Below are 13,349 nucleotides of genomic sequence, written 5' to 3' on the forward strand. Positions count from 1 at the left end.
TCTCAGAACAACTCGAGCTGGCCGCCGATCAGTGCGCTGAAGTCATCGTCCACGAACGGCAGGATGGCATCGGCCACCGGCTGCAGCTGCTTGCTCAGGTAGTGGCCGTAGTCGATGGGCGCGCGGCGTAGCTCGAGGGGTTCAGGGCCCGCCACGCTCATCACGTAACTGATCCAGCCGCCGCTCTGGTATTGGCGAGGGCGTCCCTGCTCATCATTGTGGGCATCGGCCAGGCGTGCCGCCCGCACATGGGGCGGCACGTTACGCTGATAATCATCGAGGCGTCGGCGCAGACGCTTGCGGTACACCAGTCGCTCGTCGAACTCGCCATCCAGAGTGCTTTGCACGTAGTCACGCACGTAATCCTGATAGGGCTGACGCTTGAAGATGCGCAGGTACAGCTCCTGCTGGAACTGCCGGGCCAGCGGCGACCAGTCGCTGCGTACCGTTTCCAGCCCCTTGAAGACCATTTCCTCGCCGCCATCGGCCTGACGGATCAGCCCGGCGTAGCGCTTCTTGCTGCCCTCCTCCATGCCGCGAATGGTCGGCATCAGAAAACGGCTGAAGTGGGTTTCGAACTGCAGCTCCAGAGCACTCTGCAAGCCGAACTCGGTTTGCAGGTGCTCGCGCCACCAGGCGTTGACCCGCTGCACCAGGCCGCGGCCGATACGCTCGGCGTCGTCCTCGCGGTGGGCGCTGCGCAGCCAGACGAAGGTGGAGTCGGTATCGCCATAAATCACCGCATGCCCTTCGGCCTCGATCAGCTCGCGGGTACGGCGCATCACCTCATGGCCACGCAAGGTGATCGAGGACGCCAGGCGCGTATCGAAGAAGCGGCAACCACTGGAGCCGAGCACGCCGTAGAAGGCGTTCATGATGATTTTCAGCGCCTGCGACAAAGGCGCGTTGCCTGCCCGTTTGGCGGCTTCCCGGCCCTGCCACACGCGTTCGACGATGGCCGGCAGGCAGTGCCGAGTGCGCGAAAAGCGCGCACCGCGGAAGCCCGCAACCGAGTGGGCATCGTCGGGTTGACGCAACCCCTCGACCAGCCCCACCGGGTCGATCAGAAAGGTGCGGATCAGCGACGGATACAGGCTCTTGTAATCCAGCACCAGCACCGACTCGTAAAGCCCAGGCCGCGAATCCATGACGAAGCCGCCCGGGCTGGCTTCGGGCGGACGCTCGCCCTGGTTGGGCGCCACGAAGCCCTGTCGATGCATCAGCGGCATGTACAGGTGGCTGAAGGCGGCGACCGAACCGCCGCTGCGATCCACCGGCAGGCCGGTGACCGTAGCTCGCTCGAGCAGGAAGGTGAGCAGCTCGGTCTTGGCGAAGATGCGCGTCACCAGCTCGCAGTCCTTGAGGTTGTAGCGGGCCAGAGCCGGCTTGTCCTCGGCGAACATGCGGTTGATTTCGTCCATGCGCTGGTAGGGGTTGTCGATCGCCTTGCCCTCGCCAAGCAACTGCTGGGCGACGCTTTCCAGGCTGAAGGACTGGAAGCTCCAGGTGGCCGAGCGCAGCGCTTCGATGCCATCGATGATCAGACGGCCCGGTGCACTGGCGAAGAAATGCTGCTTGGAACCATGCTCGCGCCAGTTCAACGCTTCGCCACCACGGCCGAGGCGTAGCGGCACTTGCAGACGCTGCGCGTGCTCGTGCAGCACACGCAGGTCGAACTGCACCACGTTCCAACCGATGATGGCGTCCGGATCGAAACGCTCCAGCCAACCATTGAGCGCCTCCAGCAACTCGGCGCGGCTATCCAGATAAGCGAGATCGAAGTCGACGTCGGCGTCACCGTTCGGCGGCCCGAGCATGTACACCTGGCGTTGGCCGCAGCCCTCCAGAGCGATCGAATACAGCTCGCCGCGGGCGGTGGTTTCGATATCCAGGGAAACCAGTTTGAGCTGCGGGCGATAGTCCGGCGCCGGCTTCAACTGCGCGTCTATCAGCACCCCCTCCTGTGTCGGCGTACCGCCGAACAGTACAGGCGCGGTAATGAAGCGCTCCATCAGGTAACGCTCGGGCGGACGGATATCGGCCTCGTAGACTTCCACACCGGCCTGCCGCAGGGCCTGCTCGAGCTGAATCAACGGGCGCTGCTGGCGGCAGTACAGGCCAAGTACCGGGCGCTGACGGAAGTCGCGCAGCTGCAGCGGGCGCAGCTCGACATCCGCCTCCTTGCCCAACAAGGCCTCGGCGCGCGCGCGCTGCTCGACAGGAATGAAGGCCACCGACGTTTGCGGCGGCAGGCGGACGAGACGCGGGCCGCTGTCGGTCGACAGCCAGAATTCCACCTGGGTACCGGCTGGCGTATCGCGCCAGTGCCGGGTCAGGACGAAGCCCTGCTGTAGATCCACCCTGCCACCTCGAATGCTGTTCAGGGTGCGATGTTATCGCGCATCGTCACGGCCTGCGCGCAATGCGGTTAAATAGGCGCCCACGTACTGCGCAGGCCCGTCATGCCCATCGACCCCGATCAGTTGCAACAGATCACCAGCCGCACGCTGGCTCATTACCAGGCCAACGCCGAAGGCTTTCGCGAGGGCACCCGCGACCATGACGTCAGCCAGAATATCGACGCGCTGCTGCGCCATATCGACGCGGCCGCCCCCCTGAGCATTCTCGACTTCGGCTGTGGTCCCGGCCGTGACCTGCGCACCTTCGCAAGGCTCGGCCATCGCCCGGTAGGTCTCGACGGCTGCTCGCAGTTCGTCGCCATGGCCCGCGCAGACAGTGGCTGCGAGGTCTGGCACCAAGACTTTCTCGCCCTGAATCTGCCGGCAGAACGCTTCGACGGCATATTCGCCAACGCCGTGCTGTTCCATATCCCCAGCCAGGAACTGCCTCGGGTGCTCAGGGAACTTCGTGCCAGCCTGAAGCCGGGCGGCGTGCTGTTCAGCTCCAACCCAAGAGGCGACAACCAGGAAGGCTGGAGCGGCGAGCGCTATGGTGCCTGGCATGACCTGGACAGCTGGCGCCAACTGCTCACCGCCGCCGGCTTCGACGAGCTGGAACATTACTACCGCCCAGCTGGCCTGCCACGCGAGCAACAACCCTGGCTGGCCAGTGTATGGCGTCGCTGCGATGCCTGACTCGGTGACGGCTATAAGGCGATAGCAGCCGTTCGGTTTGGTGGGCTGAAGCCCACCCTACAGCCGCGCATCTAACCGTAGGGTGGGCTTCAGCCCACCAATTGGCGCCCGACTACGAACGGCGGCTATCGCCATTTCACAGTCTAAATCTCCACCTGCGTGCCCAGCTCGATCACCCGGTTCACCGGCAGCCGGAAGAAGCCCAGAGAGCTACCGGCGTTCTTCTGCAGCACGGCGAACAGCCGCTCGCGCCACATGGCCATGCCGATACGCTCGGAAGGAATCACCGTTTCCCGGCTGAGGAAGTAGGTGGTGCGCATCGGCGGGCAATCGAGTCCCTTTTCGCTCAGTTGCGCCAGCGCCTGAGGAATGTCCGGTGCTTCGAGGAAGCCGAAGCGCAGGCGCACGCGATAGAACCCCTGGTCATAGGCATCGAGTTCGAAGCGCTCGGCCAACGGCACCCGCGGACGATCCTCGTAGAGCACGGTGAGCAGCATCACCCGCTCATGCAGGACCTGGTTATGCAGCAGGTTGTGCAACAGCGCATGGGGCACCACGTCCACCCGGCTGGTCAGGAACACCGCGGTACCGGCGACCCGATGGGGCGGTTGCAGGGCAATGCTGGCGATGAAGTCGCGCAGCACCAGCGCATGTTCGTCGAGGCGTTCGAGCACCAGTTGGCGACCGCGTTTCCAGGTAGTCATCAGGCCGAACAGCAGGATGCCGACGATCATTGGAACTGCACCGCCACCGGCGATCTTCGGCACGTTGGCGGCGAAGAAGATGCCGTCGACCAGCAGGAACACCGCCAACAGCGGCACGGCCAGGACTTTCGGCCAGCGCCACAACAGCAGGATCACCGCCGACACCAGCAGCGTGGTGCACAGCATGGTGCCTGTCACGGCCACACCATAGGCGCCGGCCAGGCCACTGGACGACTGGAAGCCGAGCACCAGCAGTACCACACCGATCAGCAAGCAACTGTTGATCAGGGGAATGTAGATCTGCCCCTGTTCGGCACTGGAGGTGTGCAGGATCTGCATGCGCGGCACGTAGCCGAGCTGGATCGCCTGGCGAGTCACCGAGAAGGCGCCGGTGATCACCGCCTGGGAGGCGATGATGGTGGCCAGGGTCGACAGGCCGATCAGGGGAATCAGCGCCCAGGACGGCGCCAGCAGATAAAAGGGGTTACGCACCGCCTCGGGATCGCTGAGCAGCACTGCGCCCTGGCCGAAATAGTTGAGAATCAGACCGGGAAAGGCCAGAAACAGCCAGGCGTGCACGATGGGACGGCGACCGAAGTGGCCCATGTCGGCATACAGCGCCTCAGCCCCGGTGATGGTCAGCACCACCGCGCCCATTACCGTCACCCCAAGCAACGGATTGGCGATGAAGAAGTGCAGCGCCCAATAGGGATTCAGCGCCAGCAACACTTGCGGCTGCTGCACGATGCCATGTACGCCCAGCGCACCCAGCACCACGAACCAGACCACCATCACCGGCCCGAACAGATAACCGATGCGCGCCGTACCATGGCGCTGCAACAGAAACAGCGGCACCAGGATCAGCAGCGCCACCGGCACCACCCAGTGATCGATGCCGTCGACCACCAGACCGACACCCTCCACGGCGGAGAGCACCGAAACCGCCGGAGTGAGCATGCTGTCACCATAGAACAGTGCGGCGCCGAACAGGCCGAGCATGATCAGTACCGAACGCAGACGTGGATGGCCGGCAGCGGCGCGCTGGGCCAGGGCGGTGAGGGCCATGATGCCCCCCTCGCCGCCATTGTCGGCGCGCAGGATGAACATCACGTACTTGACGGTGACCACCAGGGTCAGCGACCAGAAGATCAGCGACAGGATACCGAGCACGCTGGCCTGGGACAGATCGACGCCGTAATGCGGCGAAAAGATTTCCTTGAGGCTGTACAGCGGGCTGGTGCCGATATCGCCATAAACGATACCGACCGCGCCGATCAGCAACGCAATGGGAGAGGTGCGGGTAGTGGTGGTGCTCACGTTGGATTTCTCTGGGAACTGCAGATGCTTCAGATATACCTCTGAACCCGGCTGCCAACAGCGTCTTCAGGCGAACTTTTACGGCATTTTTACGCCCACTCGCGGTTCTTTACGCCAACCTTGCAGCGGGCCATGATCATCACTGCCCTGGACCGGAAATCGCCATGCCTACCGCTGTACCTCCTACCCTGCGTTATCCACAGGGGCCTCTACTGGCCTGCCTGAGCGGCCAGGCGAACGAAGACGCCCTGCTCGGCCATGTCGCCGAATTGGCGCGACAACGTGGCAGACCCTGGATCGCCGTGGCGGTGGGCGGCAGTGCTCGGCATGAGCGGCTGCACACACCGGAACGTCTTTGCGAACAACTGGGCGGCAGTTACGTGCAACTGCAGGGCAATGATTGCGCTGCCCTGCTCATCGACTTCGCCCATGCCAGACAGGCAGCGGGCCTGTGGTGCGCCGGCACAGGGCGGCGCTCACTGAGCGGCTCGCTATTACGCAAGGGGGACGGTTTCGAGATCGGCGTCCTGAACCTGCCAGGCAGGCTCACCGAACGCAAGGTGCTGCAGCCCACGGCGCCGTTCAGCGAATACCTGCTGGCCATCGCTGCGGCGGTGGTCGGCGCACTGCTGGCTCTGGGCGTTTCGCGCTGGCTCGACCTGCCGAACATTTCCCTGATATTTCTCGCCGCCGTGCTGCTGGTGGCCGTGCGCAGCAGCACCGGCCCGGCACTGCTGTGCGCGTTGCTGTCGTTCGGCGCCTACGGCTTCTACTTCCTGCCACCGGCCTGGTCGGTGATGATCCACCGCGAGCAGGACATCCTCACCCTGGTGTTCTTCATGCTGATGGCCCTGCTCACCGGCAACCTCGCCGCCCGCCAGCGGCGACAGTACCGGGACCTGCAGCAGGCTCAGACGCAGACCCAGCAATTGCTGCTGTTCGCCGAGCGCCTGAGCAACGCCCGTGATCACACTGATCTGCTGCAGGCCATGGCCCGCCAGTTGGATATCCCCGCTGCGCAACTGTGTCTGCTGGGCCTGGATGAAAATGGTCGCTGGCAAACGCTGGATGGCAGCCCTACCGACCTCAGCGAGCTGGAGCGGATCAGTGCCGAACATGCCTGGCGCAACGCGCAACCACGCGGCTACGACAGCCACAGCCTGGCGCGCCCGCACTGGTGGTGGTGGCCATTGCTGGAAATCGATCGACCGCTGGCGCTGCTTGGCGTGCGCACCGGGCAGGGCGACGCGCCGCCCATCGACCAGCGGCGCCTGATCAGCGCCCTGCTGCCACTGCTGAGCAACGCGCTGGCCCGGGTGAAGATCGCTGAAGCCCTCGCCCATTCGCGCCTGCATCACGAAACCGAGCGGCTGCGCAGTGCCCTGCTGGCCTCGGTATCCCATGACCTGCGCACGCCGTTGACCGCCATGCGCGGCAATATCGAAACCCTGCAACTGTTCGCCGACAGCCTCGACGCAGGTGTTCGCGACGAGTTGCTGCAGGACACCGGCACCGAAGCCGCGCGACTGGATCGCTATATCCAGAACCTGCTGGACATGACCCGCCTCGGCCATGGAGGCCTGCGCCTGGAACGCGACTGGGTGAGTGCCGACGATCTGATCGCCGCCGCCCTGCAACGCTTGCAGCCGGTGCTGCAGCCCCTGCAGGTCAGCCACGATGTGCCGGCCGATACGCCACTGCTGTGGATCCAGGGCGCGTTGATCGAGCAGGCGCTGATCAACGTGCTGGAAAACGCTGCCCGCTTCTCCCCACCCGGCGGCGAAATCGGCATTCGCGTCCGTAACGACGGCGACTGGCTGAACATTGCCGTGAGCGACCAGGGCCCCGGCATTCCCGCGGACGAGCAGGCACGCATCTTCGACATGTTCTACACCGCCGCACGGGGAGACCGTGGCGGCGGAGGCACCGGCCTGGGCCTGGCGATCTGCCAGGGCATGCTCAATGCCCACGGCGGCAAGGTGAGCGTCGCCTCGGTCGTCGGCCAGGGCAGCACACTGACCCTGCAACTGCCGCTGGCGGCGCCCCCTGACGATGAACCCGGCGAAAACGAGGCCATTTCCCATGAGTGAAGCGACCATTCTGCTGGTCGACGACGAGGCAGCCATCCGCAAGTTTCTGCGCATCGGCCTGCAGGCCCAGAACTATCGGGTAATCGAAGCCGACGGTGGCGAAGTGGCCCTGCGACTGGCGGCACTGGAGCAACCGGATCTGGTGGTGCTCGACCTCGGCCTGCCGGATCTGGACGGCCAGCAGGTACTGACGCGACTGCGTGAATGGTCGAGCGTGCCGGTGCTGGTGCTTTCGGTGCGTGCCGGGGAAAAGGACAAGGTCATGGCGCTCGACCAGGGCGCCAACGACTACGTCAGCAAACCCTTCGGCGTGCAGGAATTCCTCGCCCGCGTACGCGCCCTGCTGCGCAATCGACCATCGGCCGAAAGGCCTGCGGCAGCACTGGTCAACGGGCCACTGCGGGTCGACTTCGCCTTTCGCCGGGTCACTCTGGACGATCAGGATGTCGGCCTGACGCGCAAGGAATACGCCGTGCTGGAGACGCTCGCCCGGCACCCTGGCATGGTCGTCACCCAACAGCAGCTGCTGCGCGACATCTGGGGACCCAGCCATGTCGAGCACAGCCATTACCTGCGCATCGTCATCGCTCACCTGCGGCAGAAACTGGGCGACGACCCGGCCGCACCGCGGCTGATCATCACCGAAGCCGGGGTCGGCTATCGGCTGGTGGATAGGGATAGCTGAGCGGCCAGCCTGCGCGAGCCTCTGATAGACTGCTGCCACAGCCCCTACCGGAGAACACGATGCCCAAGGTCGGAATGCAGCCGATCCGCCGCTCGCAGTTGATTGCGGCGACCCTCGAAGCCGTCGACCAGGTTGGCATGAGCGATGCCAGCATCGCCTATATCGCACGCCTCGCCGGCGTGTCGAACGGCATCATCAGCCACTACTTCCAGGACAAGAACGGCTTGCTGGAAGCGACCATGCGCCACCTGATGCAGGCGCTCAGCGAGGCCGTCCATGCCCGCTACCGGCTGCTGCGCGAAGACACCCCACAGGCGCGCCTGCGCGCGATCATCGACGGCAACTTCGACGAGACGCAGGTCAGCGGCCCAGCGATGAAGACCTGGCTGGCATTCTGGGCCAGCAGCATGCACCACCCCTCCCTGCGTCGCCTGCAGCGAGTCAACGACCAGCGCCTGTACTCCAACCTGTGCGGCCAGTTCCGCCGAGTGCTGCCGCAACCGCAAGCCCGTGCTGCCGCCCGTGGCATGGCGGCGCTGATCGACGGTCTGTGGCTGCGCGGTGCATTGTCCGGGGAACGCTTCGATACCCGCCAGGCGGCGCAGATCGCCTACGACTACCTCGACCTGCAACTGGCCAAGGCCGACACCAACCCCAGCTGATCGCCCGCAAGCGGTAGCCGCCAATCATCCACCAGTTGCCGCGCACAGGCACCCTCCTGGTAGGAGCTGGCTTGCCAGCGAAGCGGTTGCAGCCGCAACCCATGCGTCGATCTTGCCACTGCTATCGCCGGCAAGCCGGCTCCTACGACGGCCCTCAATACTGGGCTGCATCTTCAGCCTGCGCGTCAGAGATGCAGCGAATGATTCCTCCTGAAAAGGCGCCGACTCGTCGTATTCGGCTGGTTTCTCGTCGCCCGCAGGATTTTTATTGATTGATCGATCAATAAAAATAAAGTAGGCTGTTTTTTAACCAAATCGGCTGACATGTCTTTTCATCTCGATCACGCCGATCCATCCGCCAGGCCGCGAACGGTGCCTGGCCCGATCAGGAGACGCCCCATGGCTCGATTCGCAGACCAGAAGCTCTATATAGGCGGCCAGTACGTCGACTCAAGCAGCGGCGCCACCTTGCAAAGCATCAACCCAGCCAACGGCGAGGTGCTGGCCAACATCCAGCGCGCCAGCCAGGACGATGTCGAACGTGCCGTGGTCAGTGCCGAGCAGGGCCAGAAAGTCTGGGCCGCGATGACCGCCATGCAGCGCTCACGCATCCTGCGTCGTGCCGTGGATATTCTCCGTGAGCGCAATGACGAGCTGGCCGAGCTGGAAACCCTCGACACTGGCAAGCCGCTGAGCGAAACCCGCTACGTCGATATCGTCACCGGCGCCGATGTACTCGAGTATTACGCTGGTCTGATCCCGGCCATCGAGGGCGAACAGATCCCGCTGCGCGACACCAGCTTCGTCTATACCCGCCGCGAGCCGCTGGGTGTGGTCGCCGGTATCGGTGCCTGGAACTACCCGATCCAGATCGCCCTGTGGAAATCCGCTCCAGCCCTCGCCGCTGGCAACGCGATGATCTTCAAGCCCAGCGAAGTCACCTCGCTGACCACCCTCAAACTGGCCGAAATCTACAGCGAGGCTGGCCTGCCCGATGGCGTGTTCAACGTGCTGACCGGTAGCGGCAGTGAAGTGGGCCAGTGGCTCACCGAGCATCCGCGGATCGAGAAGATTTCCTTCACCGGCGGCACGGTCACCGGCAAGAAGGTCATGGCCAGTGCTTCCAGCTCATCGCTCAAGGAAGTGACTATGGAGCTGGGCGGCAAGTCGCCGCTGATCATTTTCGAAGACGCCGATCTGGACCGCGCCGCCGACATCGCGCTGATGGCCAACTTCTACAGCTCCGGTCAGGTGTGCACCAACGGCACGCGGGTCTTCGTGCCACGCGCGCTGCAGGCTCGTTTCGAGAGCAAGGTGCTGGAGCGGGTCAAGCGCATCCGCCTGGGCAGCCCACAGGATGACAACACCAACTTCGGCCCGCTGGTCAGCTTCGCCCACATGGAGCGCGTGCTCGGCTACATCGAGTCGGGTCGCCAGCAAGGCGCTCGCCTGCTGATCGGCGGTGAGCGGGTGACCACGGGTGAATATGCCAATGGCGCCTACGTGGCACCGACCGTGTTCACCGATTGCCGTGACGACATGACCATCGTGCGCGAGGAAATCTTCGGCCCGGTGATGAGCATCCTCATCTACGACAGCGAAGAGGAAGTCATCCGCCGCGCCAACGACACCGACTACGGCCTGGCCGCCGGCATCGTCACCCGCGACCTGAATCGTGCGCACCGGGTTATCCACAAGCTGGAAGCAGGCATCTGCTGGATCAATACCTGGGGCGAATCCGCTGCCGAAATGCCGGTGGGCGGCTACAAGCAATCCGGCGTCGGCCGCGAGAACGGCCTGACCACGCTGGCTCATTACACCCGAATCAAATCCGTGCAGGTCGAACTGGGCGATTACGCCTCGGTGTTCTGACTGCGTTTGCCAGGCGGCGCCAACCGGCGTCCCGGCAGCGCTGCAAACCTGTTGCATGAGCCGGACACGGGCCTGCGATCCGCTTGGCCCAAGGCTCAGCCACCTACCAGGAGGCCACCATGTCCCAAGAATTCGATTACATCATCATCGGCGCCGGCTCCGCCGGTAACGTGCTGGCGACCCGCCTGACCGAAGACGCCAGCGTCAGCGTGCTGCTGCTGGAAGCCGGCGGCCCGGATTATCGCCTCGACTTCCGTACCCAGATGCCTGCCGCCCTGGCCTTTCCGTTGCAGGGCCGCCGCTACAACTGGGCTTACGAGACCGACCCGGAACCGTACATGGACAACCGCCGTATGGAGTGCGGACGCGGCAAGGGCCTGGGCGGTTCGTCGCTGATCAACGGCATGTGCTATATCCGCGGCAACGCCATGGACTTCGACAACTGGGCCAAGCAGCCCGGCCTCGAAGACTGGAGCTACCTGGATTGCCTGCCGTATTTCCGCAAGGCGGAAACCCGCGACATCGGTGCCAACGATTATCACGGTGACAGCGGCCCCGTCAGCGTGACCACGCCCAAGGCCGACAACAACCCGTTGTTCCACGCCATGGTCGAGGCCGGCGTGCAGGCGGGCTACCCGCGTACCGAGGACCTCAACGGTTACCAGCAGGAAGGCTTCGGCCCGATGGATCGCACCGTGACCCCGGAAGGCCGCCGCGCCAGCACGGCACGTGGCTATCTGGATCAGGCCCGCGAGCGCGCCAACCTGACCATCGCCACCCACGCGACCACCGACCGCATCCTGTTCGACGGCAAGCGCGCCAACGGCGTTGCCTACCTGCAGGGCAACGGCAATACGCCGATCATCGCCACGGCACGCCGCGAAGTGCTGTTGTGCGCAGGTGCCATTGCCTCGCCACAGATTCTGCAGCGCTCCGGCGTTGGCCCTGGCGAGCTGCTGCGCAGCCTGAACATCGACGTGGTGCACGAGCTACCCGGCGTGGGCGCCAATCTGCAGGATCACCTGGAGGTGTACGTGCAGTACGCCTGCACCCAGCCGGTGTCGTTGTACCCGGCCCTGAAGATGCTCAACCAGCCCGGGATCGGCGCAAAATGGCTGCTGGCCGGCGACGGCATCGGCGCCAGCAATCAGTTCGAGGCCGGTGGTTTCATTCGCTCGCGCGAAGAGTTCGAGTGGCCGAACCTGCAGTACCACTTCCTGCCGGTGGCGATCAATTACAACGGCAGCAATGCGGTGAAAGAGCACGGCTTCCAGGCCCACGTGGGCTCGATGCGCTCGCCAAGTCGCGGCCGCGTGCAGGTCAAGTCGAAGGACCCGCGCCAGCACCCGAGCATCCTGTTCAATTACATGTCCCATGAGCAGGACTGGCAGGAGTTTCGCGACGGCATTCGCCTGACCCGGGAGATCATCAACCAACCCGCTCTCGATCCGTACCGCGGCCGTGAACTGAGCCCCGGTGCTCATGTACAGAGCGATGCCGAGCTGGATGCCTTCATCCGCGAACACGCAGAGACGGCATTCCATCCATCCTGCTCGTGCAAGATGGGCGAGGACGCCATGGCGGTAGTCGATGGCCAGGGCCGCGTGCATGGTGTACAGGGCCTGCGCGTGGTGGACGCGTCGATCATGCCGGAGATCATCACCGGCAACCTCAATGCCACCACCATCATGATCGCCGAGAAGATCGCCGACCGCATTCGTGGCAATGAGGCACTGCCGCGCAGCACCGCGCCCTATTACACCGCCAATGGCAAACCGGTACGCGGCACCCCGCAGCGCGCGGTCGAAGCGATGCGAACGGCCAGTTAGTTCGGCAGTTCCTGAGTCGTCATCCGATAGCGCTCCGGCGGTGCCAGGCGCTCGAGATCGAAGCGCTTGAGGGCACGGGCATCGAGTATCTCGACCTGCGGACTGATGATGGCGGGTAGCACTTCGCCCTGCAGACCGCGTACCGCGAGATCCAGGGCGATACGTGCCTGAATCACTGGAGAGTCGGTCGGGGCGGCCAGTATGTCGCCTTCGCGCACCTGCTGCAGCACGCGATCCGTGGCGTAGAGCGACAACACCCGAGTGGGCGAACGGGCGCTGTTCACCAGTTCGGTGGCGAACAGTGCCGCCTCGGCGTTTCCGATCACGTAGTCGAGCGCAGGCTCGTTCTTGAACAGCTCGCGCGCCAGCTGCGCCTGACGACTGCGATCCAGCGGGCCATAACCGCCGTGCACCAACGTGATGGCGGTTCCCTGCAAAGCGGCGTGCAAGCCACGCTCGGCGTCCTTTATCCAGCCGGCATCGGCAGGCCCCGGCAACCAGCCGACACGAATTGGCCGACCTTCACTGAGCGTGGTCAGATAATTCACGGTAGCGCTGGCCATATCGGCGAAGTCGACACGAGAACGTGAGCTCAGCGTTTCACAGCCAAGGCCATTGATGAGGTCGATCACCGGGCGCCCGGCGCTTTGCTGAACCGCGATGCGTGAACACAGGTCGGAAGGATTGATGCCAGCGATCAAGAAGCCATCGGCGCCTTTACTGACACAATGGTCGAACTGCCTGACCTGAACCTCGGGATGGTCGTAGCCGCCGGCCTCGTAGATGCCAAGCCGTACGCCCAGACGCTGAGCTTCCTGCTGCAACCCCCAGGCTACGCCCCACCAGTAACGATCCTTGGCATTCGGGATCAGCACGCAAATACGCCAGGGCTCACTGGCTGCATTCGTCGGCTGATAGACATGCAACTGACCATCGACAAGAACAGGCTGAGAAAACCACGCCGCCGCCGAAAGGCTCGACCAGAGCATAGCGAGCAACAACAGACAGCGCATATGAACCCTCCCTAGTATCTGTTGGCCTTTCAGCGCGAGCCGTGCGTGAAGCGTCAACAGACCCTAGTACACTGACCACGGT

Annotated in this window: 9 protein-coding genes; 6 read left to right on the plus strand and 3 right to left on the minus strand. The window is 64.2% G+C overall.

Annotated elements, in window-relative coordinates; translation table 11 throughout:
- Nucleotides 1-2: 2 nt before the first annotated feature.
- Nucleotides 3-2,360, minus strand: coding sequence for a DNA polymerase II (locus tag FHR27_RS18950; RefSeq protein ID WP_179539284.1), 2,358 nt, complete (start codon nucleotides 2,358-2,360; stop codon nucleotides 3-5).
- 102 nt (nucleotides 2,361-2,462) lie between these two features.
- On the opposite strand from FHR27_RS18950, the gene FHR27_RS18955 reads away from it, so the two are divergent.
- On the plus strand, nucleotides 2,463-3,095 hold the full coding sequence (locus tag FHR27_RS18955) for a class I SAM-dependent methyltransferase (protein ID WP_179539285.1): 633 nt from the start codon (nucleotides 2,463-2,465) through the stop codon (nucleotides 3,093-3,095).
- 143 nt (nucleotides 3,096-3,238) lie between these two features.
- On the opposite strand, the gene FHR27_RS18960 is transcribed toward FHR27_RS18955, so the two are convergent.
- Entirely contained in the window at nucleotides 3,239-5,116 is a 1,878-nt protein-coding gene (locus FHR27_RS18960; protein WP_156152719.1) for a potassium transporter Kup, read from the minus strand.
- 164 nt (nucleotides 5,117-5,280) lie between these two features.
- Here FHR27_RS18960 and FHR27_RS18965 point away from each other — a divergent pair, with 164 nt between their 5' ends.
- From FHR27_RS18965 to betA, 5 genes are all read left to right on the plus strand, one after another.
- The gene (locus tag FHR27_RS18965) at nucleotides 5,281-7,206 is read left to right on the plus strand and encodes an ATP-binding protein (protein WP_052493812.1); all 1,926 of its coding nucleotides are present in this window, start codon (nucleotides 5,281-5,283) and stop codon (nucleotides 7,204-7,206) included.
- Complete coding sequence (locus FHR27_RS18970) at nucleotides 7,199-7,891, plus strand: response regulator (protein WP_042554433.1); 693 nt, start codon at nucleotides 7,199-7,201, stop codon at nucleotides 7,889-7,891. The genes FHR27_RS18965 and FHR27_RS18970 overlap by 8 nt, the downstream gene beginning before the upstream one ends.
- Before the next feature lie 59 nt (nucleotides 7,892-7,950).
- A complete protein-coding gene (gene betI / locus FHR27_RS18975; RefSeq protein ID WP_042554432.1) occupies nucleotides 7,951-8,553 on the plus strand; it encodes a transcriptional regulator BetI in 603 nt (200 codons plus the stop codon).
- A 399-nt stretch (nucleotides 8,554-8,952) separates the two neighbouring features.
- Entirely contained in the window at nucleotides 8,953-10,425 is a 1,473-nt protein-coding gene (betB, locus tag FHR27_RS18980) for a betaine-aldehyde dehydrogenase (protein WP_042554431.1), read from the plus strand.
- A gap of 119 nt (nucleotides 10,426-10,544) precedes the next feature.
- Nucleotides 10,545-12,254 (plus strand): choline dehydrogenase, encoded by a 1,710-nt coding sequence (gene betA / locus FHR27_RS18985; RefSeq protein WP_179539286.1) that lies wholly within the window; start codon nucleotides 10,545-10,547, stop codon nucleotides 12,252-12,254.
- On the opposite strand, the gene torT is transcribed toward betA, so the two are convergent.
- Nucleotides 12,251-13,267, minus strand: a complete 1,017-nt coding sequence (torT, locus tag FHR27_RS18990) for a TMAO reductase system periplasmic protein TorT (RefSeq protein ID WP_042554429.1) — start codon at nucleotides 13,265-13,267, stop codon at nucleotides 12,251-12,253. The genes betA and torT overlap by 4 nt on opposite strands.
- Nucleotides 13,268-13,349 lie beyond the last annotated feature (82 nt).

This window comes from Pseudomonas flavescens (genome assembly GCF_013408425.1).
Taxonomy (GTDB): domain Bacteria; phylum Pseudomonadota; class Gammaproteobacteria; order Pseudomonadales; family Pseudomonadaceae; genus Aquipseudomonas; species Aquipseudomonas fulva_A.